Raw genomic sequence first — 22,631 nt, 5'->3', positions numbered from 1 at the left:
CCTAGCTAGGGCGACGTCGTCCCTTCGCGAGTCGGCTCGCCCTCGGAACGCACCGACTCCAGTGTCGGAACGTCGCCACGCCGCACCCGCTCCAGCGCCTCGGCATAGAGCTGGTCGTACCCGTTTGCGCTCCTCTTCCAGGAGAAGTCCTGCGCCATGCCGTTGGCGCGCAGGTCCGCCCACAGATGCGGCTGACGGTGGATGGTGAGCGCGCGCCGCAGAGCATGGATCATGTCGGCCGCCTCGTAGCGCTCGAAGACGAAGCCGGTGCCCTGGCGCGTCGTGGGGTCGAAATCCTGCACGGTGTCGGCGAGCCCGCCGGTGGCGCGCACCACCGGAACGGTGCCGTAGCGCAGGCTGTACATCTGGTTGAGTCCGCACGGCTCGTAGCGCGAGGGCATCAGGAACAGGTCGGATCCGGCTTCGATGAGATGGGCGAGCGCCTCGTCGAAGCCCGAGCGGTACTGGAAACGCTCCGGGGCGCGCTCCATCATTCGGCGGCACAGGTCCTGGTAGCGCGCCTGACCGGTACCGAGCACCACGAAACGCGCCTCGAGCCTGAGGAGATCGCGCTCGGCGGCCTCGATCAGGTCGAGTCCCTTCTGGTCCACCAGCCGGGTGACCATGCCGACCATCGGCCAATCGGGCTCCAGGGGCAGACCACACTTTTCGGCCAGCGCCTGGCGGTTTCGCCACTTGCCATCGAGTTGCTCCCGATCGAAGTGGTGCGGCAGAAAGCGGTCACTGGCGGGATCCCAGGTGTCGACGTCGATGCCGTTCAGGATGCCGCGCAGATCGTCCCGCCGCCGCGCCAGGACGCCCTCGAGGCCGAAGCCGAACTCTCCGCTCGACTGGATCTCCCGCGCGTAACGGGGGCTCACGGTCGAGATCATGTCCGCGAACACCAGGCCGACCTTCATGTCGTTCACCCGGCCCCAGAACTCGAACGGGCTGGCCGGATAGAACAGCGCGCGGCCGAACCCCGCCAATCCGAGGACGAATGGATCGTGGATGCCTTGATAGCCGAGGTTGTGGATGGTGAAGACCGTGGCGGTCTCGGCGAAGCTGGGGTTCTCCGACTCGTGCGTGCGCACGAAGCAGGGAGCCCACGCCGCCTGATGGTCATGGGCGTGGATCACGTCCCAAGGCCCGTCGAGGCGCGCCAGCCCTTGCAGCGCCGCGCGGGAGAAGAACAGGAAGCGCTCGCCGTTGTCGGGATAGCCTTCGGCGCTTGCCGGATCGTCATAGACGCCGGCGCGGTCGAAGAACCGCCGCTCCCCCACGTGGTCGACCAGCAGCACGCGCAGTCTTCCGCCGCCATCGACCGGGGATGCCGGTGAGAGCAGGCGAAAGACCGCCGGCTCGCGGCCCATGCCCCAGGGAACCTCTTCACGGCCCAGGTTCTGGCGAGCCCACTGGGATCCGATCCGGCCGCCCGCGTAAGCCGGGATGGCGACCACGACGTCGTGGCCGCGCCGGGCCTGCTCGGCCGCCAGCGAAGCCACCACGTCACCGAGTCCCCCGACCTTGATGATCGGGGTCATCTCGCTGGCGATGTGCGCGATCCGTAGCGTTTGAGCCATTCCTGGCGAAAACCGTTTCAGCCGCCCATGCCCCGCAGGTACTGGGCGGCGTCTTCGGGTGGTGTCGGATTGATGTAGAAGCCGGAGCCGATCTCGAATCCCGCGACCCGCGTCAGCTTGGGCAGGATCTCGATGTGCCAGTGATAGTACTCGAGGTCCGGATCGGTCACGGGCGAGGTGTGGAGCACGAAGTTGAACGGCGGACGGTTGAGGGCGCGGTTGAGGCGCACCAGCGTGTCCTTGAGCATCCACGCCAGGTCCCGAAGCTCCTCCTCCTGCTCGACCGACTCGAACGAGCCGTCATGGCGGCGCGGAAGGATCCAGGTTTCGAAGGGAAAGCGCGGGGCGAACGGCGCCATGGCCACGAACCGGTCGTTCATCGACACCAGCCGGCGTCCGGATTCCTCCGCCGCCGTCTCCTGCTGAACCATGTCGCAGAAGACGCAGCGCTCCTTGAGCTCGTAATAGCGCCGGGCGCCCTCGAGCTCTTCCTGGATGATCTTGGGAATGATCGGGGTCGCGATCAGCTGCGTGTGCGTGTGCTCGAGCGTGGCGCCGGCCTGATCGCCGTGGTTCTTGAAGATCAGCACGTAGCGGAACCGGCGATCTCGATGCAGATCGAGCACGCGGGCGCGATAGGCCTGCAGCACCTGCTCGATGTGCTCGACCGGGAGGTCCGCGAGATCCTGGTCGTGGACCGGGCTCTCGATGACGACCTCGTGCGCTCCAACCCCGTTCATCTTGTCGTAGAGACCTTCACCCCGGCGGTCGAGCGTCCCCTCGATCTGCAGCGCCGGGAACTTGTTGGGCACGACCCGGACCGTCCATCCCCCGGCGTTCACGCCTTCCCCGTTGGCGCGCACCGCGTACACTTCCGGCGGAGTCTTGTCTTCGTGTCCGGGACAGAACGGGCAGTATCCCGACGACCTCTGCGGCGCCGCAGGGCTGAAGTTGGTCGGCCGGCGGCTGCGCTCGGTGGAGATGATGACCCACCGGCCGACCACCGGGTCCTTCCTGAGCTCAGGCATCCGATTCCTCTCGTCGATGGAGAGCGGGTGAGTCGCGCAGGGCCTGATGCGGAATGCGGGATTCAGGTCGGAGTCTAGGGAGGCCGGAAGCGAGCGGTCAAGCCGGGCCGGACACGCCGCTCCGGGTCGGCGCGCGCTCGTGCTCCGTGGCTTCGAAGAACGACTCGATCGCCCGCCGCGTGTCCGGATCGAGCGACCTGCCGCGCCTCGTCATCGCGATGCTCGCGGTCTCGAGCAGACGGTCGAGACGGTGCTCCACCGCCCGCTCCCCGTCCCACCAGGTGAACGCCGGCACCCGTTTGGGCGCGAATCGGCCGCCGCCGAAAAGATTGGATCCGGTGCCGATCGACGCTCCGGTCGGCAGCAGCGTGCCGATGCCGGTCTTCACGTGGGCCCCGATGAACGAGCCGATCTTGTGATATCCGGTCGCCACCTCGCGGCCCCCCGCCCACACGCGCACTTCGCCGTAGGTGTTCTTGAGGTCGCTCGTGGTGGTGAGCGCTCCTAGGTTGGCCCACTCACCGATCACGCTGTGTCCGACGAATCCATGGTGTCGCTTGTTCGCGTAACCCTGCCAGACCGAGGAATCGACCTCGCCGGCGACCCGGCACTCCGGACCGATGGTCGAGCGGGAGATGACGCCGGAGAGGAGCTCGGTGCCCTCACCCACCACGCATGGGCCGGCCACCACCGTGTGGGGCAGCACCACCACCCGCGGGTGGAGGCGGATCGGCCCCGATCGCGCGTCGAGCACCGCGAAGGCGTCGACGCGCGCTCCGGCGCCCACCGAGATCTGGTGCGGCTCGTAGAGCGCGGCGAGACGATGCACGTCGCCGGCCGACTCGGGCCGCGCGCTCGCGAGATCGGCCGCCAGAGCGTCGGGATTCCACTCCACGACCTCCCACGGCCAGCGGATCATGCGCGCGTCGACGCGGGACTCGCGCAGGCCGAGCTCGCGCACGAAGTCCGCGAAGCCCGTGCCTCGATCGAACCCCGGTGAGAGCTGGCGGTGCGAGCCGCGCACGGCGATCACACGATCGCCGGCGAGCCAGACCGCAGGGCCGCCCTCGAGCACGGTCGCGAGCCACGATCCCGGAATCGCCGAGACGTTGATCGCGAGCACCGAGTCCCCGGATTCGGCCCGCGCCTCACCGGGTGCCGAGGCCTGGCGCCACGCCCGGAGCGCGAGCGGGCGCCCCACGAAGGGGCCCGGCGAGAGCTCCGGAACCGCGCGCATCCAGCGCGTCGCGAGGCACGAGTCGCCGAAGGCGAGCGCGTGAACCGGCAGCAGGTCGGTGAGCGGGCTCAGGTCGCCCCAGCGGGCGTCCTCGAAGAGCACCAGCCGGTCGCTCACTTCTTCGTGTCTCGGATCTTGAACGCTCCCGAGAATCCGGAGTCGATCGCCCGCTTCCTCGTGGCATCGGACGCGGCCGAGTCCTGGCAGTCGCGCGTCCGCACCTTGAAGAGCGTCTTCTCCTTCTCCACGACGCAGGGAACTCCGAGCTGCGACTCCGCGGCGCTCTTCAGCTTCTCGGCGCGCTCCGCTTCCGGGGGTGCTGCGAGCTGGACGCGCCAGCATTCCGCGCTGGACGTCGACGGAGCCCCTGCCGAGCCCGAAGGCGGCGGCGGAGGAGGTGGAGTCGAGGATCCCGCCGGCGGAGCGGCGCCCGGCTTGTCGCCGATCGGCTCGGTGGGCGACGGCACGGGAACGTCCCCCTCGGAACGCGACGTGTCGGCCGCGACCGAATCGGGAGCGGCGGATGCGCCTGCCGTGCCGGCAACGACCGCAGCGCCGGCGCCCGCCTTCGGCGGCACGCGCTGGTCCGGCGGCAGAGGCTCGGGGATCGTCTCGAGCACGGCCTTGGCGTCCGCCGTCGGCAGCGTGTCGAGCACGGTCGGGCGAGTGCCGCTCATGATCACGCCACCCGAGGCGGTGGTGCCGACCGGCGTGCCGGGCATCGGCGACGCCGGTCTCGGCGTCGGTGCGGGCACGGGCGCGGGCGTGGGTGTCACGACCGTCGTCTGCCCGCCCGGCAAAGGAGAGGTCTTCTCGCCCGCGGGCGGCGCGGTCGCGCAGCCTGCGAGCCACGCGCCCATCAGCGCCAGCGAGGTCCAGCGCGCGATCGATCTCACGAGACCCTCCTCGGGCGTGCCGCGTCGGAGACGCGCCGCACGTCTTCGCTGCGGTCGATGGGACAGGTCAGCGTGGCCCCGCCGGCGTGCACCACGACCATGCTTCGCAGTCCGAGCGCCGCGGCGGTCCCGCCTTCGCCGACCACCACGCAATCGTCGCACTCCACCGCGACCGCGTCGCCATAGAGGACGTTGCCACGCTCGTCGCGCGGCTGACGGCGCGCCCACGCCACCCACGAGCCGAGGTCGTCCCAGTCGAACGAGGCTTCGAGCACGAGCACGTTGCCCGCGTGCTCGAGCACGGCGTAATCCACCGAGATCGATTCGCACTCGGGCAGCACGCGGTTCAGACCCGCCTGGAAATCCGGCGCCTCGCCGAGTCCGCGCAAGGCCGCCGACAGCGATGGCCGGGTGGTGCTCAGCGCTTCGAGGAAGACCTCGGCGCGCCACGCGAAGATACCGGCATTCCAGTAGTAGCCGCCGTGGCGCAGGAATCCCTCCGCGCGCTCGCGCGTGGGCTTCTCGGTGAACGTCGCGACGCGATAGAGGCGATCTCCCAGCGAGGCTTCACGCTGCACGTAACCGAAGGCGGTATCGGGCCCCGCGGGCGGGATGCCGATCGTGACCAGCGCGCGCTCGCGCTCCGCGACGCCCAGCGCGCGATCGATGTCGGCGGCGAAGGCGGCTCGATCGTCGATGGCGTGATCGGCGGGAAGCACGGCGAACGAAGCGCCGGGCGTCTCGCGCTCGAAGAGCATGGCCGCGGCGGCGATCGCCGGGGCCGTGTTGCGGCCCACCGGCTCTCCGAACACTCGTGTCCCGGGAGGACATTCGCTGCGCACCCGCTCGACCAGATCGGCCGAGGTGAGCACCAGACAGCGCTCGGGCGGGGCGAGCAGCGACGCGCGCGCCATCGTGGAGGCCAGCAGCGAGCGGCCGTCGCGCGCCAGAGGCAGGAGTTGCTTGGGACGCCCGGGGCGGCTCCAGGGCCAGAAGCGCTCCCCTCGTCCTCCTGCCAGGACCAGCACGTATCGATGGGACATCGGTTTGGGCGTCATGCCGTGGGCCTAGGATTAGCACGATGCACGGAACAGCGGCAACTCTCGACCACCCTGCCGGCGCTCATGGAACACTCGCGGTATCGGCCGGCGCCAGGCTCGATTCGAGCCGGCGGGCGCTGGCCTCGAGCTCCGGCGAGAGCGCGCCGGCGGCGCGCGCCTCGGCGATGGCGGCGCGCGCTCGATCGGCACGACCCGCGACCAGCCAGGCTTCGGCGGCGAGAAGCGCACGGCGTGGATTGCCGCCTTCGCGGAAGGCTCTCTCGTAGTGCTGCGCGCCCACTTCCGGCTGCCGCTCGTCCATGGCGCGCTGACCGAAGTACAGGTGCAGGTGCGCTCGCTGTGGAGCCGTGAGCGCCGTGGCCTCTGTGGCGAGCGCGATCGCTCGCCGCGTGGCGAGCCCCGCGTCGGCATTCACCGCGACCCACGAGAGGGCGGTCAGCGCCAGCAGCGGCAGCGCGGCCTGGAGCGCCGCACCGAGCCGGGGCAGACCGGCGTGGCACAAGAGGACCGCCGCGCCGACCATGAGGGTGATCCCGAGCAGCACGTTGGTATCCCAGTCGCGATGCATGCCGAGCCCGCTCTCGCCGAAGGGGAATAGCCAGATCAGCGCCACCAGCAGCGGCGCCGCTCCCGACGCGATCCACAGCGCCCGGGGATCGCGCCAGAACGCCGAGCCGGCGCGTCCGGCCAGCGCCGGCGCGACCAGCGCCAGCGGCGCCACCACGATCAGCGCGCTCGCGATATCGAGCGGCTTCCAGGTGAATCCCGCCGCCGAGCGAAGGATCTCGGTGGCGTCGCGCAGCAGCTGGCGACCGGCCACCGTCATCAAGGCGCCCGCGATCGCCACCGCGGCCACCGCGGCGGTGATGGCGAGCAGTGCACGCCGCGCTTCCGCCCGATCGCCGGGCAACGCCGGGCCCGCCGCGCGGAGCACCTGGGGCAGGAGCATCACGGCCCCCACGCGATGGGTCAGCACGAGCGCCACGAACCATGCCGTGACGCGCCAGGCCTGAGCGCGACGATCGAGCGGCACGAGGATCTCGCTCCACCAACCCAGCGCGACCAGCGCGACCAGAGAAGCCGAGTCTGCGTATCCCGCGAAGGCTTCCAGAACACCGGTCAGCACGATCGCGAGCGCCAGCGGTCCCAGGAGGCTCGGGCCGGGCGCCAGATGCCGCGCCAGCTTCCAGGCGAGCGCCATGAAGAGCAGAGCCTGGACGGCGCCCACCCACGCGACCGCGGTGGAGATCCGCATCCCCAGGCCATGGAGCGCAACCGCCGGAATCACGTTGAGGAGCAGATCGAGCGGGGCGGCGTGCAGCGTGTTGGCGGCGTGCGCCAGCCATTCGCTCCAGGAGGCGCCCGCGGAGGGAAGGCGTTCGGCGAACAGCGCGCGCATGCGCAGCTGCGTGTCGCCCAGGACGTGCACCTTCTCGCGCCACGGGAACGCCAGCGCGAACGCAAGCATCGCGGCGACGGCCAGCCATGGGCCGATGGCGCGCGGCTTCCATCGAGCCATCGCCCAGGCCGCCGCGGCCGCCAACAACAGCACGGGCCACGCGTGAGCCGCGGTGCGGAATCCGTTGAAGCCCCACAACGTGGTGGAGTCGGGCGAGGACGCGAAGAGCGCGAGTGCCCATACGCCGAGCGCGATCCACCCGAGCGGCTCCAGGCGGCCAAGCTCTTTCGCCCTGGGCGAACCGGTCCTGGTTTCTCCTGGACGCGGCGACCGGCGAGTGCGTTCTCGGCCGCCGGCTGGCTTCAACCGCGGGTCCCGGCCGGCGCGGGCGCTCGGCCGCGCGACCCGGAGCGCGGGGTGAACCCGGCCAGACCGATCAGATCGTCGTAGATCGCCTCGTAGCGCTCGACCGCGTGCGCCCATGTGAACTGCCCGTGCGCCCGCTCCGCGGCGCCCGAACCGAGAAGCTCCGCCACCTCGGGGCGCTGATGAAGCGTCGCCAGCGCCAGCGCCAGTGCTTCGGAATCGTTCGGCGGCACGAGCAGTCCGCTCGAGCCATCCTGGATCAGATCGGGAAGCCCTCCGACCGCGCTGGCCACGACCGGCCGGCCGCGCGCCATGGCCTCCAGGATGGACAGCGGCTGCGCCTCTTCACGGGAAGCGAGCACGACCGCGTCGGCGGCGAGCAGAACCGGTCCCAGCGAGTCGACGCTGCCGAGGAAGTGGACTTTCCGCGCCAGTCCGAGCTCCTCGGCCCGGCGCTCGAGCCCGGCCTGCCGTGCGCCCTCTCCAGCCAACGCGACGACGAAGTCGTAGCCCTGCTGATGCAGACGATGGAGCGCGTCGAGCAGCGTCTCGTGGCCCTTGATGTCCTCGAGGCGCGCGGGGCACACCCAGAGCGGTCGCCGGGCATCGACGCGCAGCTGCTCCCGAATCCACCGAGCGGGGCCCGTCTCGGCCTCCTCGTCGGGAGGCTCGACGCCGTTCGGAACGAGCCGCAGGCGCGCACGCATGACTCCGTGCGCGCGGATGAGCGCTTCGCCGGCGGATTCGCACACCGCGGTCACGACGTCGGCCGTGCCCAGGGACGGCCACGGCTCCCAGCCCGGCAGTCCATGGTGCGTGGCGATCAGGTGCGGGGTGCCGAACATGCGGATCCACGATGGCAGGGTGCGGTGGCCGCCGTCGGCCTCGGTGTGGAGGTGCACGACGGTGGGGCGCACGCGGCGAAACATCGATCCCAGCGCTGCGGCGCCACGCAGATCCCAGCGCGAGCGCGGCTCCATCAGGCGCTCGACCGAGGCGCCGCGGTCCGCGAGCGATTGCGCCAGCTCGTCGAGCTCCTCGGCCGGAGGCAGCCAGACGGTGACCACGTAGCGCGAATCCGAGAGCCGCGTGGCGAGTTCCCAGGTGGCGCGCTCGGGCGTCCCGAACGAGCCGCTGCCGCCGCTGACCAACAAGAGCCGAAGTCGCTCGGGGCTCGTCATCGTCCCCTCCTCATGCAGTGGTGGTTCTCGCGGCCCCTCGCTCCGCGTTGCGTCCTCGCTGCCATTCCACGGTGCGCCGCAAGCCCTCCTCGAGCGTCACCTCGGGCACCCACCGCAGCGCGCGGCGAGTCTTCTCGATGTTCACGACCCGCCGCCGAATGTTGTCGACGTCTCGCCGGTCGCTGTGCGCGGGAGTGACGGACGCGCCGACCAGCCGGGTCAGCACCGCGGCCAGCTGATTGACGCTGGTCTCGACTCCGGTGCCGACGTTGAACACCTCGCCGAGCGCGCGCTCGGAGACCGCGGCCAGGATGGTGGCATCGACCGCATCGTCGATGTAGGTGAAGTCGCGGGTCTGATTGCCGTCGCCGTGGATCACCGGCGCGCGGTTCGCGAACAGCGCCTCCGCGAACTTGGCCACCACCCCGCAATAGGGATTGGCCGGATCCTGTCCGGGACCGTAGATGTTCGAATAGCGCACCGCCGTGGTCGGCAACGCGTAGGACTCGTAGAACGCCATGCAGTAGTGCTCGCCGGAGAGCTTGGAGACCGCATAGGGCGTGAGCAGCGAGAGATGGTCGTCCTCGTTGACCGGCAGGTAGCGAGGATTGCCGTAGACCGACGTGGAGGAGGTGTAGACCACTCTCGACACCCCGGTCGCCCGCGCCGCGAGCAGCACGTTGAGCGTGCCGCCGATGTTGGTCTCGAAGTCCTCGCGCGGATTGCGGGTGGAGACCACGATGTTCCGCGCCGCCGCATGGAACACCACGTCGCTCTCCGCCACCAGGTGCTCCACCATGGCCGGGTCGCACACCGAGCCCTCGACGAAGGTGAAGCCGGACTCGGGCAGATTCTCGCGCCGTCCGGTGAAGAGGTCGTCCAGGACGGTGACGCGAGCCTCTTCACGGATCAGCCGGCGGACCAGATTGCTGCCGACGAAGCCTGCGCCACCGGTGACGAGGACGCGTCGATCCTTGAGCGTCATCACTCCCTCGAGTCAATGTTTGAGACCGAGTCGCAGGTAGATCAGCGGGCGGAGGATCCTCCAGCCGTCCCGCAGGCGCCGCATCTTGGTGGTTCCGCGCGCATGATAGCGCACCGTCACCGGCACTTCACACACCCGATAGCCGCACCGCACCACCTGGAACAGCAGGTAGGGCTCGAGCTCGTAGCGATCCAGCCAGGATTGATCGAGACGGATGCGCGGATCGTCGAGGAGCGCCAGCCGGAAGGCGCGAAACCCGTTGGTGCCATCGGTCGATGGGTAGCCGCTCGCGATCCGGAAGAGCTGCGCGTAGAGCCGGGTGAGTACTCGCCGGTCGGACGGGATGCCGGGCGTCGCCCCTCCCGGAAGCCATCGCGATCCCTGCACCAGGTCGGCGCGATCCTCGAACAGAGGGGGCAGCGCCCGCTCGAGCTCCACCGGCTCGTGCTGGTCGTCGCCCGAGAGCACCGCGGCGAACTCGAAACCCCGCTCGCGCGCCGCGACGAGGCCGGTTCGAATGGCCGCGCCCACGCCGCGATTCACCGGATGACGGAGGACGTGCTCGGCGCCGGCGGCGCGAGCCTCCTCGGACGTGGTGTCGCGCGAGGCGTCGTCCACTACGAACACCGCCGCCGCCAGCCGCCTCGGCACCTTGCGCACCACGTCGCCGATCTTGCCGGCCTCGTCGAACGCCGGCACCACGACCGCTACGCGTGACGGGTCGATCATGGCCTCAGACGAGTCGCAGCCGCTTGCGGACCAGGAACACGAGGTTGGCCCAGCCGTCGCGCCACTTCTGCAGCTTCACCTCGCCTTCGCGGACTCCATAGGGGATGTGCTCCTCTCCGAACCTCGCGCCCTGGAGCAGGGCTTCGAGCTTGATCTCCTCGCTGAAAGCCATGCCGTCCGAGGTGAGCCGGAAGCGCTCGAGCAGCGCCCGCCGGAACACCCACATCCCGGACTGGCTGTCTCGAATCGGCTTCTGGAAGAGGAGTGCGGTCGTCGCCGTGAGCACCCCGTTTCCGACCTGGTTGGACCATCCCATCGCCCGCGGGTCCGAGAGTGGAAAGCGGCAGGCCGAGAGGAAGTCCCAGCCCCGGTCCACCAGCACATCCACCAGCCTCGGGATCTGCTCGGGAGGATAGGTGCCGTCGCCATCGAGCGTCACCACCACGTCGCCGGTCGCCGCCGCCATACCCGCCTTGTACGCGGCGCCGTATCCGCGCCGGGTCTCCCGGACCACCCGAGCGCCGGACGCCGACGCGACTTCGGCGGTGCGATCGGTGCTGGCGTTGTCGACGACCACGATGTCGTCCACTTCGGGAGGCACCCGGCCCAGCACCTGTTGGATGCCCCGCTCTTCGTTGTAGCAGGGAATGACCAGACAGATCCGCAAGCCACGGTGCAAATGACCTCCGATCGCGCGAAGAAGGCGGGCGAATCTACTGCGCGGCTTCGCGGCGAGGCAAGGCTCGACGCCTCAGGGTCGGCGGATGCGGAGGACTCCGGCGCAGACGAGCCCGACCGGCGCGTAGAGGGCCAGGAACCCGGCCGTCCTGAGCGCCATGCCGGCCGCCGTGGCGTCGGGCGCGCGCGAGAGCCAGAGCATCAACGCCGCGGACCATGCGACCGGCGCCAGGGTTCCGGCCCACAGCCACAGCCGGTCGCCCGCCTGCCGCGCGAGCCGGGGCGTGGCCAGCCCGAGCATCGCGAGCGCGAAACTCGCGTAGCCCGCCGTGGTCGCCCATGCCACCTCGACCGCACCCGGCGCGACCATGGCGGTGCCGAAGATCGCCGCCGCGGCGACCACCGCGGCGGAGGCAGGAACCCCGAGCACCGACGGCGAGCGGCTCGACCCCAGCAGGTAGTACGACGGAATCGTCGCCATCGAGAAGACCAGCGCGGCCACGGCGAGGACGCGGAGCGTCGCGAGGCTCTCGGCGAACTGCGGCAGCACGAGCGCGAGCACCCAGGGGGCGATGAGGACACCAGGGCCGATCAGAGCCGGAAGGGTCGCCATCAGGAAACGATGGGCGCGAACCACCTGAAGGCGGATTTCTTCGGCGTCGCGCGCGCCCTGCGCGGCCGCCGCGACCCGCGGGAACAACACTGCGGCCGCGGCCTCGGGCAGATAGAGCACCAGCCCCACGGCCGTGAGCCCGAGGCTATAGAGACCCAGCGCCTGGTTGTCGGCGTACCGAGCGAGCGCGATCCGGTCGAGCGAGCGGATCACGAGCGTGAGCGTGAAGAAGGCGAAGATCGGAAAGCCGCGCGCGACCAGCGTCATGCCTTCCCTCGGTCCCGCGGGCAGGAGCGGCGGCCGCCACGGCGAGCGGCGCATCCAGGCGATCGCGCACACGCCGCCCGCGATCCATCCGATCACCAGTCCCCAGACGCCGAGACGCCACACCGTGAGGATGCCGAGCCCGCCGCCGACCAGGGCCTGCAGCGCGAGACCCACGCTGGTGACCGAGAAGTCGCCGTGAGCGCGAAGCGACGCCGCGTGGTAGAGGATCGCGAGCTGCACGATCGCAGCCACGAGCATCCCGAGCGGCGGGCTCCAGCCCCAGCCGGTCGTGGAAATCCAGCGCCCGTTGGCGAGCACGATGGCAACGCCCAGCGAGAACGCGGCGGCGCCGGCGAGCGTGATCCACCACGCCCCGCGCATCGCGCGGCGCCCGGATTCGGTCTCACCCCGCGCGACCGCCGCGGGGAGCATGAGATCGAGACCCTGGATCGCGCCGAGCGAGGCATAGGCGCCGTAGTCCAGGATCAGGTTGAGGGCGTTCCATGCCCCGAAACCCGCGGGTCCCAGCGCCGCCGCGGCGGCCACGCCGCGCGCCAGCACCATCGCTCGCGCCACGTACTGGCTGGCCGCCAGCGCGGCCGAATCGCGAAGGAAGACGCGCGCCAAGCGTCAGCGGCCGGGCGTCGTCCCATGACGCCACGCGCTCACGCCGGCTCGTCCTGCACCCGGCCCAGGGACGCCAGCGAAAGACCCTCGCGCCGCAGGAAGTAGAGTCCGACCAGGGTGACGGGGATCCATTGACCGGCCCAGAAGAACCATGCGAAAGGAACCGAGAGCTCGGGCCCCACTTCGAAGAGCTTGAGCCCCACTTTGCAGGCGACATGGAGAGTCCCGATGTAGCCGGGGGCCGCGGGGACCATGATCCCGATCGCCGTGATCACCAGCATCACCAGCCCCGAGTACCAGGGCGCGGCGATGTGGAACGCCGCCATGCTGACGGTGAGGCAGAGCGCGAAGACGCCGAACATGAGGAAGGAGAGAAAGAACACCCACAGGAGGCGCGGCAGGTCGCGGAACAGCGTGAGGCCGTCGACGAAATGGTCGAGCATCGCCGCGATGCGCCGGCCGAGCTTTTCCGGCAGCGGCCGGGTGATCCAGCCGACGAGCGCGTGGGCGTAACGCGGCTGGCGCTCGAGCACGATGGCGAACAACGTGAGCGCCGCGGCTCCGACCACCATCACCGTGGCTCCGCGACGCACCAGGCGGCCTGCGTCGGTGCCCTCGCCGATCGGATGGACCAGCATCGTGATCCCGAAGATCACGATCAGCGTGATCATGTCGACGACGCGCTCCACCACCACGGTGGCGAACACCGTCGTCTTGGAGAGACCCACGCGCCGCCCGAGCGCCCACGCGCGAACGAACTCCCCGAGGCGCAGCGGGAGCAGGTTGTTCGCCATGAAGCCGATCATGGTGGCGCTGTAGAGCGGCCCGGTGGCGAGCGGCTGAGGGGTGCCGAGCAGCCACTTCCAGCGGAAGGCGCGGATCCAGAACCCGAGGAGCGTGAGCGCCACCAGCATCACGAACCCCACGTAGTTGGCCTGGCCGAGCGCAGCCATCACCTCGGCCGGCCGCACGTCGTGCATGGCCAGATAGAGACAGACCGCCGAGATGACGATGCCGATCCCGAATTGGAGACCGCGGCTCAAGCGCTCTCCTGCCCCGGAGTGGGTGAGCCTCCGCGCAGACGCTCGAGCTCGAGCCGCAGGAAGGCCAGCTCACGCGTGAGCGTGAGCTGGTCCTGACCGAGCCGGGAGAGCTTCACCGAGAGGAAGAGCAGCATCGCGGTGGCGAATCCGAGGCCGAAGAAGAACACCGTCGAGGCCTCGTAGAGGATGCCGAGCGCCTGAGTCAGGGCCTTGAGCAGCGGCGTCGAGAAGCCGAGCACGGCGACGATGACGGTGGAGGCCACCCACAGCAGCGAGTACTCCTCGGACAACCGCCGGCGTCGCACGAGGTCCAGCACGATCAGCACCAGCAGCGTCGCGGCCATGGCGGTGATGACCTGAGCCCGCGAAAGGAATTCCATCACGACCTCCTCTCTCCGTCGTTCCCCGCGCGCAACATCGCCATCAGCGAAGCTAGCATGTTCTTGTACGGGTAGTAGAGCGACTTGCCCAGCGTGTAGAAGGAGCGGCCCGCCTCGCGCTCGCGCATGCGAGCCGGCACCTCGACGAATCGAAACCCGCGCCGGCCGAGCGAGATCAGCAGCGGTGCGTCGGGGAAGTCGCGAGGAAAATCCTCGAGCCCCGCCTCCATGGCGCGCCGTCCGTATGCGCGAAACCCCGAGGTGGTATCGGCGATGCGCTGCCCCAGCGCGAGCCTGACCACGGCGGCGAAAACCAGCATGCCCACGCGGCGCAGGAAAGGCGCGCGATAGCCGGTGCGAGTGACGTAGCGTGAGCCGATCGCCACATCGCAGTGACCCTCCCGCACGGGCGCCACCAGGGCCAGGAGGTCCCGCGGGTCGTGCTGGCCGTCGGCGTCGTGCTGGACGCCGATCGTGTAACCGCGCTCCAGGGCATAGTGGAATCCGCTTTGAAGGGCCGCGCCCACGCCCAGGTTCACGGCGTGCCGCAGCACGGGGACATGCCGCGCGCGCGCGACGTCGGGGGTGCGATCGCGGGATCCGTCGTCGACCACCAGGAGGTCGGCCCAGGGCGCGATGTGGCGCACCTCGTCGAGTGTCGGCCCCAGGCTCTCTTCCTCGTCGAGCGCGGGCACGATCACCAGCACATCGCGCGGGGCCAAGCAGCCTCCATCATGGAGAGGGGGTGGATCAGCGGGCCACGGGGCTGTTCGCGAGCTCCGCCAGCACCGCGCCCGCCAGCAGCGGCACCAGGATCTCGTGGTGTCCGGTCAGGGCATAGCCGCGACTGCCTCGCCCCTGGGTCGGACGCTCGACGACGTTCACCCGGGGGCGGTAGTGCTGGATCTGATCGAGATTGACGGTGGTCAGGTCGGTGAGCTCGGCGCCGAGATTGCGCGCCACGGTGAGCGCCTTGAGGAAGACCTCCGGCATCACCACCGCGGAGCCGAGGTTGAGCGTCACCGAGCCGCGCGCTTCGGCGAGCGTCGCCGCCAGGATTCGAAAGTCGCGCAGCGTGGTCTCGCCGAGCGAAGCGCCGTCGCACGCCGGATGGAAGTGGACCGTGTCGGTTCCGACGGCCACATGGACGGTCGCCGGAATCCCGCGCCGCCACGCCGTCGCCAGCAGGCTCGAGCGCGCGTGCGGAGCGCCTTCCTCCTCGAGCGCCCGTCCCCAGCACTCGCCGAGCCCTTCCCCTCGGCGCGCGCCCGCGGCCATCGCCGCGTTCATGAAGGTGCCGGTTTCGTCCACCATCCCGAACTCGCCGCTCTGGAGGTTGGCCTCGACATCCTCGGAGGTCCGGCCCACGCGCGCGATCTCGACATCGTGGAGCGCCGCCGAGCCGTTGAGCGCCAGGTGCGTGATCACGCCCTGCTCCATCCACGACGCGAGGCAGGGCGAGACGCCGGTCTTGATGACGTGGCCCCCGCACATCACCACCACGGGGCGGCGGTCGCGAACGGCTTTGGCGATCCGCGCCACGACCTCTCGGAGCGCGCGAGCGCCGAGCTGGTCGGGCAGGGTGGCCAGCATGCGCGATGCGGCCTCGGGATCGGGAGCGGCGGCGAAATCGGAGACCGAGACGCGCGTGGCGCGCGCCTGGACCGATCCCACCGTGAGTCGCGAAAGATCGGCCTCGCGATACCGACCCATCACGCCCCGGGCTTGATCTCCACCAGCGTTGCGCTGATGGAGCCGATCATCACCTTGCTCTTCATCAACACGGGCATGCGCCGCTCGTCGTCGGTGAGCCAGATGACCAACCGGCCCTTGTTCTTGAATATGCCGCCGGCCTTGAGAATCGGCTCGACGACCACGCACGAGAACTTGCCGGCGGGCGTCTCGACCTTTTCGCGGCCCAGGATCTTGACCTCCATGGGCACGCTCTTGCGGCTGGCATGGTAGTCGAAGAACACGCTTCCGCCCAGGGGCAGCGCCTGGGTGCGGGTGAAGTAGAAGGACGAGAGCGCGTCCTGGACCCCGGGCTTGATCGGAAAGGTCTTGCCGTCGTGATAGCGCGCTTGCTGTTTTCCGTAGTCGAACACGATCTCGCTCTGCGCGCGGTGCTTTCCCTCGCGACGGTTCTCGACGTACCGGCGACTGAAGTGACCGGTCGAGTCCCAGAACGATTCGATCCGATTCCGGACCTTGTAGATGCCGCTGAAGAACCGGTTCGACTCCGCGCGCGCCACGAGCTGGTACACGGTGTGGCCGTTCCAGTCCTTGACCGACGGCACCTCCAGATAGGCGGCGCCGGCGTTGATGAACCCGTAGTTCACCGAGAAGCGCAGCGACTCTCCGCGGCGCACCGCGCGCGGCTCCGACGGCAGCACTTCCTTCTTGCCCTTGGCCGGCAGCTTGACGGTGGCGGTCAGCAACGTATCGGGGACTTCGGTGGCCGCGGCGGTAACCACCGCGGCCGGGACGGCCGCCGCGGAATCGGGGGCCATGGTGGAGTCCTGGCCCGAGTCCTGGCCCGCCGCCAGCGGCGCGAAGAGCAAAGCCGCGATCACCAGGGCGCGGCGAAACCCTACGATTGGCGCAGGCCGGTCTCCCGGCTTAAGATGGCTCGCGTCGAACATTCTGCGGTGAGGTAAACGCAATTCCGATGCCGCCTTCCCTGACGAGCCGCGGGGACACTATGTCGTCCAGCCAATCTCCTGTCAAACCAACGCTTGAGCCGTCCCAGCGGTTCCAGAATCTGCCGACCTACGCCCTCGCCAAGGTGTTACAGGATCGCGACGAGAGGATTCGGCAGGGTGCGGATGTTATCGACTTGGGAGTTGGGAATCCTGACCTCCGTCCGCCGCAGGCCGCGATCGAGGCGCTCCAGGCCGCGCTGCACGACCCCCAGGTTCAGAACCATCGTTATCCATCGTTCGCGGGGCTCCCCGAGTTCCGCGCCGGGATCGCGCAATGGTATCAGCGGCGCTTCGGCGTCACGCTCGATCCGGTGAGCGAAGCCCTGGCGCTCGTCGGCTCCAAGGAAGGCATCGCCAAGTTCTTCCTCGCCCACTTCGATCCCGGGGACACGCTGCTCCTGTGCACGCCGTGCTATCCCGCGTACCTGGGGCAGGCCGCCATCGCGCAGGTGCGAGTCGTGGAGGTGCCGCTCGATCCCGCGCACGGCATGCTCCCGGATCTCTCGGCCATTCCGACCGACGAGGCTCGCCGGGCCAAGGTGATCTCGATCAACTTCCCCAACAATCCGACGGCTGCCACCGAGACTGCGGCGTTCTACCAGGACCTGCTCCAGTTCGCCCGAGATTTCGACCTGTTCGTCATTTCCGACATCGCTTACTGCGACCTCTCGCTCGACCCCTCCTACCGGGCGCGCTCGTTCCTCGAGTTCGACCGGGAGCGCGAGCGCACGGTGGAGTTCCATTCCTTCTCCAAGTCCTACTCGATGCAAGGATGGCGTGTCGGGCTGGCGGCCGGCAACCGCGAGGCGCTGCAGCGCATCGTGCGCCTCAAGTCCAACATGGACTACGGCGTGTTCATGGCCATCCAGCGGGCCGCGCTGGCGGTGCTGAGCGGTCCGCAGGACTATCCAGCCTACGCCGCGGAGATCTACCGGGCCCGGCGCGACGCGTTCCTCGACGCGATCCGCCCGCTCGGCTACCCGGTCGAGCCGCCTCGCGCCACGCTCTATGTATGGCTCCCGATCCCGCGCGCCGCGGGAAGCTCTGTGGAGTTCACTCGCGAGCTGCTCGACAGGACCGACGTGGCGGTCGCGCCGGGCTCCGGGTTCGGCCGCTCCGGCGAGGGCTTCGTGCGCATCGCCCTCTGCGACAGCGAAGCGCGCCTGCGCGAAGCCGGCGAGCGGATGGCCAAGGCCGGGCTGAAGTACTAGCCCCTATCGCCCGGATACCTCTACTTGCCGAGGGCGGCCTTGATCTTCGCCAGGTGATGGAAGCTGTGCCGGAGGGCGTGGTCCTCGATGAAGAACTGCGTCGTCAACGGCGCGTCCGCGTTGAGCGAGACCGGAGCCGCGCGATCGAGATCCTGATCGGTGAGCTTGCGCACCGCGTCGGCGGCACTCTTCGACTTCTGCTTCAGCAGGGCGAGGGCCTCCTGCTTCGACACCGCGACGTTGTCGCCATGATGCTTGGCATTGAGCTCCGAGACCGCGCCCCAGGTCACGCCGCGGACGCCTTCGCCTGCCGCGATCTTCATCGCGAGGTCGATCTCGATGTCGTACATGTTGGCGACGTGATGCACCACCACGCCCACCGGGCGTCCATCCTGCGGCACCATCGTCCGCCATTCCTGGTCGGACAGCTGCTCCGCGAAGGTGGCGAGCGTCTGGGCTCCCAGCTCGATTCGCTGCGCCAGATCCTCGGCTCGACGGCTCATCGGTGCTTCCTCCTCGTTCCAATCGGTGAGATCGACGGGTGCCTCAGGATGTCTCGACCGGCCAGTCGCGGGTCGAGAGCGGTGTTCCATCCGGCGCAGGGCCGAGCACGGTGAGCGCGAACCGCGACGGCTCCAGATAGCGCCGCGCCACGTCCGCGACCTGGTCCACGGTCACGGCCATCACGCGTGAGACCAGCTCCTCGGGCGCCGTGTAGGTGCCCCGGTAGATCTCTTCGTGGGCCAGGTGCACCATGCGCGCGGACACGCCTTCGTGCTCCATGAGCACGCCCCCGCGGATCTGCTGCTTTGCGGCTTCGACTTCCTCGGCATCGGCCCCCTGATCGCGGAGCGTCTCGAGCTCCTTCCGCGTGCGAGCCAGCGCTTCGCGACCGCGCTCCGGCGACACACCCATGTGGATCGAGAGCATGCCGGAATCGCGGTAGAAGTCCTGCGCCGCGAACACCGAGTAGGCGAGCCCCGCTTCCTCGCGGACACTCTGGAAGAGGCGCGAGCTCATTCCGCCTCCGAGCAGCGTGGTGAGCACCACCAGCGGGTAACGATCCGGGTGGATGTCGGGCACGGCGCGCGTCGCCAGCGAGACATAGAGCTGCTGCAGATCGCGGCGCTCCACATGGCGCACCGTGGGCTGGAAGGCCGGGGGCCCGGCGCCCAGCTCGAGCGGCTCGCCGTCCGGCGGCATGAAGTGCGTCTCGACCAGGTCCGAGAGCGCCGCATGGTCGAGATCGCCGACCGCGGCGATCACCAGATGCTCGGGGCGGTAGCGCCGGCGGAAGTAATCGCGGAGCAGCTCCGAGGTCAGCGCGGAGACGGTTTCATTGGTGCCCAGAATCGGACGCCCGAGCGGGTGATCGCCCCAGACCTGCTCGGAGAGCAGGTCTCCCACCTTCTCCTCGGGATTGTCCTCGTACGCGAGGATCTCCTCACGCACCACGGACTGCTCTCGCGAGACATCGGTGGGCGTCATGCGGGAACGGCAGACGATGTCCGCCAGGACGTCCATCACCGCCGGCAGATGCTCGGCCAGCGCGCGGGCGTAGTAGCACACCTGCTCGCGGGCGGTGAAGGCATCGAGATGACCGCCGATCGACTCCAGGCTGCCCGCGATGGCGCGAGCATCGCGGCGCTCGGTGCCCTTGAACATCATGTGCTCGATGAAATGGGTGATGCCGAGCCGGTCGCCGGGCTCGTCGCGCGCGCCGCTGCGCAGCCACACGCCGACCGCGACCGAGTCGCGGTCTTCGAGCCTCTCGGTCAGCAGCGTGATGCCGCTTCCAAGCACCGACTTCCGATAGGAGGCTTCATTCACGGTGCGCTGCCTCCCGGGGGCGATGGGCTCCTGGATCACCGCTCGCCGTGCGGCGGGCGAAGCCCGCCTCACGACGAACGTCCTGCGACGGCTCACCGCCTCCGGCCGCGGTCGCGGTCCCGACCGCCGCGATCGCGGTCTCTTCCTCCCCGGTCCCGGTCCCGGTCGCGTTCGCGGTGCCCTCCGCCCGATGCGCCGGCGCCCGCCATGGCGGCCGCCCCTTCGGGCTCGGGCAGCAGCGCTTTGCGCGACAGCTTGATCTTCCCATCGCGATCCACGCCGATCACCTTGACCATCACCGTGTCCCCGAGGTTGAGGACGTCCTCGGTGCGAGCCACGCGGTAGTGGTCGATCTCGGAGATGTGGAGCAGACCGTCGCGCCCCGGCACGATCTCGACGAACGCGCCGAAGGTCACCACGCTGCGCACTTTGCCCTGGTAGACCTTGCCGACCTCGGGATCCTCGGTGATGTTACGGATGAACTCTTCCGCGCGCCGGCTGGACTCGTGGCTGATCGCCGCGATCCGCACTTCGCCCGAGTCCTCGATGTCGATCTGGGCGCCGGTTTCCTCGGTGATCCGCTTGATGATCTTCCCACCCGGTCCGATGACCTCGCGGATCTTGTCCGGATGGATGTGCAGGATGGTGATGCGCGGCGCAAACGGCGACATCTCCTCGCGCGGCTGAGCCAGCGTGCGCTCCATGATGTCGAGGATGTGGAAGCGGCCGTTCTTGGCGCGCTCCAACGCGCTGCGCAGCACATCGAAGGAGATGCCGCCGATCTTGGTGTCCATCTGGAACGCGGTGACGCCTTCCCGCGTGCCGGTCACCTTGAAATCCATGTCGCCGAGATGGTCCTCGACGCCCAGGATGTCGGTGAGCACCTCGATGTCGTCCCCTTCCTTGATGAGCCCCATGGCGATGCCCGCCACGGGCGCCTTGATCGGCACCCCGGCATCCATCAGGGCCATCGCCGAGCCGCAGACCGTGGCCATCGACGAGCTGCCGTTGGATTCGAGGATGTCGCTCACCAGACGAATGGTGTACGGGAAGTGGGTATCGGCGGGGATCACCGGCTCGATCGCACGCTCCGCCAGCGCTCCATGTCCGATCTCGCGCCGTCCCGGGCCGCGGATCGGCCGCACCTCGCCGACGCTGAACGGCGGGAAGTTGTAGTGGAGCATGTACGACTTCCACGACTGCCCTTCCAGCTCCTCGACGCGCTGCTCGTCGCTCTTGGTACCGAGCGTGCAGACCGCCAGGGCCTGGGTTTCGCCACGGGTGAAGAGGCAGGAGCCGTGCGTGCGCGGCAGCACGCCAACTTCGACCGTCACCTTGCGGATGTCGTCGGGCCCACGTCCATCGGCCCGCCGCTTCTCGCGCAGCACCATGCGCCGCAGCTCGTCACGCTCGATGTCGTGGAGGATCTTGGGAATGTAGGCCGCGAGATCGACGAAGCGCTCCCTGAGCGATTCGCCGGCCTCGGTCCCGATGCGGTCCACCTCTTCCTGGCGCTGCTCCTTGCCGGGAATCCGGATGGCCTGGCGCAGGCGATCGCGATACCCCTCTTCGAGCGCGCGCTGGAGCTCGCTCGTGTCGGCGGGCGGCATCAGCGGCCGCTTCGGCTTGCCGGACTTGCCCATCAGCTCCCGCTGGGCCTCGACGAGGCGCCGGATGTGACCATGCGCGAACTCGAGCGCCGCGATCATGTCGGCCTCGCTCACCTCGCGAGTGCCGCCTTCCACCATGATGATGTTGTCGGCGGTTCCCGCCACCACCACGTCCATGTCGCTCTGGTCGAGCTGCTCGAACGTCGGCATCACGACGAGCTCCCCCTCGACCCGCCCCACGCGCACGCCACCCACCGGCTCGGGGAACGGGATGTCCGAGAGGTTGAGCGAGGCCGAGGCGCCGATCAGAGCCAGGACGTCGGAGTCGTTCTCCTGATCCGACGACATCACCGTCGCCATGATCTGCGTCTCGTAGGGGAACTGCTTGCTGAACAGCGGCCGAATGGGACGGTCGCTGAGCCGCGAGCTCAGGACCTCTTTTTCGGTGGGACGGCCTTCGCGCTTGAAAAAGCCGCCGGGGATCTTGCCGGCGGCATAGGTGCGCTCACGGTAGTCGACGGTGAGCGGCACGAAGTCCCGGTTGGGGCTCGCGATCTTGGACGCGCTGGACGCCACCAGGACAACGGTTCCACCGAGCTGCACGACGGCGGATCCTCCCGCCAGCTTGGCCATCCGGCCGGTGCTGATCGTCAGGGACTTGCCGCCGAGGTCTACGGATACGGACTGTTCCATCAGGTTTCTCGCCCTCTCGCCTGTCACGTCCGGCGCGCGCCGGACGTAAATGTCGGCCCCGCCGGGAACAAAGCGATCCCCGTGGGCCTTCCGCGGCCGATCCGCGGACCTTCCGAGCGCCCCGGGCGGGGCGCTTCGTCGTTGCGTGCTTCTAGCGGCGGAGACCTAGGTCTTTGACCACCTTGCGATAGCGGTCGACCCGCGTCGCGCGGAGGTAGTCCAGCAGTCGGCGCCGCTGGCCGACCATGCGCAACAGTCCACGCCGAGAGGCGTGATCGCGCTTGTGGACTTTGAAGTGCTCGGTCAAGTAATGGATCTTCTCGGTGAGCAAGGCAATCTGGACCTCCGGCGAGCCGGAGTCCGCGTCATGGATCTTGAACTTGCCGATGATGCCCTGCTTTTGCTCCTTCGAGAGCGTCACAGCCTTCGCCTCCCGTGACTTGGGGTAGGAAGCTGCCCCGCCACCGAGTGCAAGCCCTCGTGTGGCCGAGCGATAGGACCTATGGCCGTTC

21 protein-coding genes are annotated in these 22,631 nt (G+C 69.3%); 1 reads left to right on the top strand and 20 read right to left on the bottom strand.

Translation table 11 applies throughout. The features are described 5' to 3' along the window. Positions 1-5: 5 nt before the first annotated feature. The 16 genes from VFQ05_15440 to VFQ05_15365 all read right to left on the bottom strand — a co-directional run bounded on the left by VFQ05_15440 (position 6) and on the right by VFQ05_15365 (position 16,646). Entirely contained in the window at positions 6-1,583 is a 1,578-nt protein-coding gene (locus VFQ05_15440; protein ID HET9328160.1) for a glycogen/starch synthase, read from the bottom strand. A 17-nt stretch (positions 1,584-1,600) separates the two neighbouring features. Next, positions 1,601-2,629 carry a galactose-1-phosphate uridylyltransferase gene (gene galT, locus VFQ05_15435; GenBank protein HET9328159.1) on the bottom strand — a complete coding sequence of 343 codons (1,029 nt, stop codon included), beginning with the start codon at positions 2,627-2,629 and terminating at the stop codon, positions 1,601-1,603. Between the two features lie 79 nt (positions 2,630-2,708). Then, positions 2,709-3,965: a putative sugar nucleotidyl transferase gene (locus tag VFQ05_15430; protein ID HET9328158.1), complete on the bottom strand. Its 1,257-nt coding sequence runs from the start codon at positions 3,963-3,965 to the stop codon at positions 2,709-2,711. Next, complete coding sequence (locus VFQ05_15425) at positions 3,962-4,744, bottom strand: hypothetical protein (protein ID HET9328157.1); 783 nt, start codon at positions 4,742-4,744, stop codon at positions 3,962-3,964. Before VFQ05_15425 ends, VFQ05_15430 begins: the two co-directional genes overlap by 4 nt. Next, positions 4,741-5,802 (bottom strand): mannose-1-phosphate guanylyltransferase, encoded by a 1,062-nt coding sequence (locus tag VFQ05_15420; protein HET9328156.1) that lies wholly within the window; start codon positions 5,800-5,802, stop codon positions 4,741-4,743. Before VFQ05_15420 ends, VFQ05_15425 begins: the two co-directional genes overlap by 4 nt. A gap of 64 nt (positions 5,803-5,866) precedes the next feature. Continuing rightward, complete coding sequence (locus tag VFQ05_15415) at positions 5,867-7,324, bottom strand: hypothetical protein (GenBank protein HET9328155.1); 1,458 nt, start codon at positions 7,322-7,324, stop codon at positions 5,867-5,869. Between the two features lie 242 nt (positions 7,325-7,566). After that, positions 7,567-8,751 (bottom strand): glycosyltransferase family 4 protein, encoded by a 1,185-nt coding sequence (locus VFQ05_15410; GenBank protein HET9328154.1) that lies wholly within the window; start codon positions 8,749-8,751, stop codon positions 7,567-7,569. Between the two features lie 10 nt (positions 8,752-8,761). Beyond that, positions 8,762-9,736 (bottom strand): NAD-dependent epimerase/dehydratase family protein, encoded by a 975-nt coding sequence (locus tag VFQ05_15405; GenBank protein HET9328153.1) that lies wholly within the window; start codon positions 9,734-9,736, stop codon positions 8,762-8,764. Positions 9,737-9,748: 12 nt separating this feature from the next. Then, a complete protein-coding gene (locus VFQ05_15400) occupies positions 9,749-10,465 on the bottom strand; it encodes a glycosyltransferase family 2 protein (GenBank protein HET9328152.1) in 717 nt (238 codons plus the stop codon). Between the two features lie 4 nt (positions 10,466-10,469). Further along, positions 10,470-11,144 carry a glycosyltransferase family 2 protein gene (locus tag VFQ05_15395; protein HET9328151.1) on the bottom strand — a complete coding sequence of 225 codons (675 nt, stop codon included), beginning with the start codon at positions 11,142-11,144 and terminating at the stop codon, positions 10,470-10,472. Positions 11,145-11,216: 72 nt separating this feature from the next. After that, complete coding sequence (locus VFQ05_15390; GenBank protein HET9328150.1) at positions 11,217-12,650, bottom strand: oligosaccharide flippase family protein; 1,434 nt, start codon at positions 12,648-12,650, stop codon at positions 11,217-11,219. A 38-nt stretch (positions 12,651-12,688) separates the two neighbouring features. After that, positions 12,689-13,693 carry a lysylphosphatidylglycerol synthase transmembrane domain-containing protein gene (locus tag VFQ05_15385; protein ID HET9328149.1) on the bottom strand — a complete coding sequence of 335 codons (1,005 nt, stop codon included), beginning with the start codon at positions 13,691-13,693 and terminating at the stop codon, positions 12,689-12,691. Next, positions 13,690-14,073, bottom strand: coding sequence for a DUF2304 domain-containing protein (locus VFQ05_15380; protein ID HET9328148.1), 384 nt, complete (start codon positions 14,071-14,073; stop codon positions 13,690-13,692). The genes VFQ05_15385 and VFQ05_15380 overlap by 4 nt, the downstream gene beginning before the upstream one ends. After that, the gene (locus VFQ05_15375) at positions 14,073-14,795 is read right to left on the bottom strand and encodes a glycosyltransferase family 2 protein (protein HET9328147.1); all 723 of its coding nucleotides are present in this window, start codon (positions 14,793-14,795) and stop codon (positions 14,073-14,075) included. Before VFQ05_15375 ends, VFQ05_15380 begins: the two co-directional genes overlap by 1 nt. Positions 14,796-14,823: 28 nt before the next feature. Further along, positions 14,824-15,786 (bottom strand): hypothetical protein, encoded by a 963-nt coding sequence (locus VFQ05_15370; protein HET9328146.1) that lies wholly within the window; start codon positions 15,784-15,786, stop codon positions 14,824-14,826. Then, positions 15,786-16,646, bottom strand: a complete 861-nt coding sequence (locus VFQ05_15365) for a DUF3108 domain-containing protein (GenBank protein HET9328145.1) — start codon at positions 16,644-16,646, stop codon at positions 15,786-15,788. Before VFQ05_15365 ends, VFQ05_15370 begins: the two co-directional genes overlap by 1 nt. Before the next feature lie 263 nt (positions 16,647-16,909). Between VFQ05_15365 and VFQ05_15360 the strand changes: the two genes are divergently transcribed. Continuing rightward, on the top strand, positions 16,910-17,986 hold the full coding sequence (locus tag VFQ05_15360; protein HET9328144.1) for an aminotransferase class I/II-fold pyridoxal phosphate-dependent enzyme: 1,077 nt from the start codon (positions 16,910-16,912) through the stop codon (positions 17,984-17,986). A gap of 20 nt (positions 17,987-18,006) precedes the next feature. On the opposite strand, the gene VFQ05_15355 is transcribed toward VFQ05_15360, so the two are convergent. The 4 genes from VFQ05_15355 to rpsO all read right to left on the bottom strand — a co-directional run bounded on the left by VFQ05_15355 (position 18,007) and on the right by rpsO (position 22,540). After that, the gene (locus VFQ05_15355; GenBank protein ID HET9328143.1) at positions 18,007-18,489 is read right to left on the bottom strand and encodes a DinB family protein; all 483 of its coding nucleotides are present in this window, start codon (positions 18,487-18,489) and stop codon (positions 18,007-18,009) included. A 43-nt stretch (positions 18,490-18,532) separates the two neighbouring features. After that, positions 18,533-19,912, bottom strand: coding sequence for a pitrilysin family protein (locus VFQ05_15350; GenBank protein ID HET9328142.1), 1,380 nt, complete (start codon positions 19,910-19,912; stop codon positions 18,533-18,535). Further along, positions 19,909-22,122, bottom strand: coding sequence for a polyribonucleotide nucleotidyltransferase (locus tag VFQ05_15345; GenBank protein ID HET9328141.1), 2,214 nt, complete (start codon positions 22,120-22,122; stop codon positions 19,909-19,911). The genes VFQ05_15350 and VFQ05_15345 overlap by 4 nt, the downstream gene beginning before the upstream one ends. 148 nt (positions 22,123-22,270) lie before the next feature. Continuing rightward, entirely contained in the window at positions 22,271-22,540 is a 270-nt protein-coding gene (gene rpsO / locus VFQ05_15340; GenBank protein HET9328140.1) for a 30S ribosomal protein S15, read from the bottom strand. Positions 22,541-22,631: the final 91 nt, after the last annotated feature.

The sequence above is a fragment of the Candidatus Eisenbacteria bacterium genome (assembly GCA_035712145.1).
Lineage (GTDB): Bacteria > Eisenbacteria > RBG-16-71-46 > RBG-16-71-46 > RBG-16-71-46 > DASTBI01.
This window is presented reverse-complemented; position numbering and strand designations above follow the sequence as displayed.

Bases quoted from the DNA above. Each gene is read 5' to 3' on its own strand.
- VFQ05_15440 (HET9328160.1), bottom strand. From the start codon at position 1,583: ATGGCTCAAACGCTACGGATCGCGCACATCGCCAGCGAGATGACCCCG.
- VFQ05_15420 (HET9328156.1), bottom strand. From the start codon at position 5,802: ATGACGCCCAAACCGATGTCCCATCGATACGTGCTGGTCCTGGCAGGA.
- VFQ05_15415 (HET9328155.1), bottom strand. From the start codon at position 7,324: ATGGCTCGATGGAAGCCGCGCGCCATCGGCCCATGGCTGGCCGTCGCC.
- VFQ05_15410 (HET9328154.1), bottom strand. From the start codon at position 8,751: ATGACGAGCCCCGAGCGACTTCGGCTCTTGTTGGTCAGCGGCGGCAGC.
- VFQ05_15405 (HET9328153.1), bottom strand. From the start codon at position 9,736: ATGACGCTCAAGGATCGACGCGTCCTCGTCACCGGTGGCGCAGGCTTC.
- VFQ05_15400 (HET9328152.1), bottom strand. From the start codon at position 10,465: ATGATCGACCCGTCACGCGTAGCGGTCGTGGTGCCGGCGTTCGACGAG.
- VFQ05_15380 (HET9328148.1), bottom strand. From the start codon at position 14,073: ATGGAATTCCTTTCGCGGGCTCAGGTCATCACCGCCATGGCCGCGACG.
- VFQ05_15370 (HET9328146.1), bottom strand. From the start codon at position 15,786: ATGGGTCGGTATCGCGAGGCCGATCTTTCGCGACTCACGGTGGGATCG.
- VFQ05_15355 (HET9328143.1), bottom strand. From the start codon at position 18,489: ATGAGCCGTCGAGCCGAGGATCTGGCGCAGCGAATCGAGCTGGGAGCC.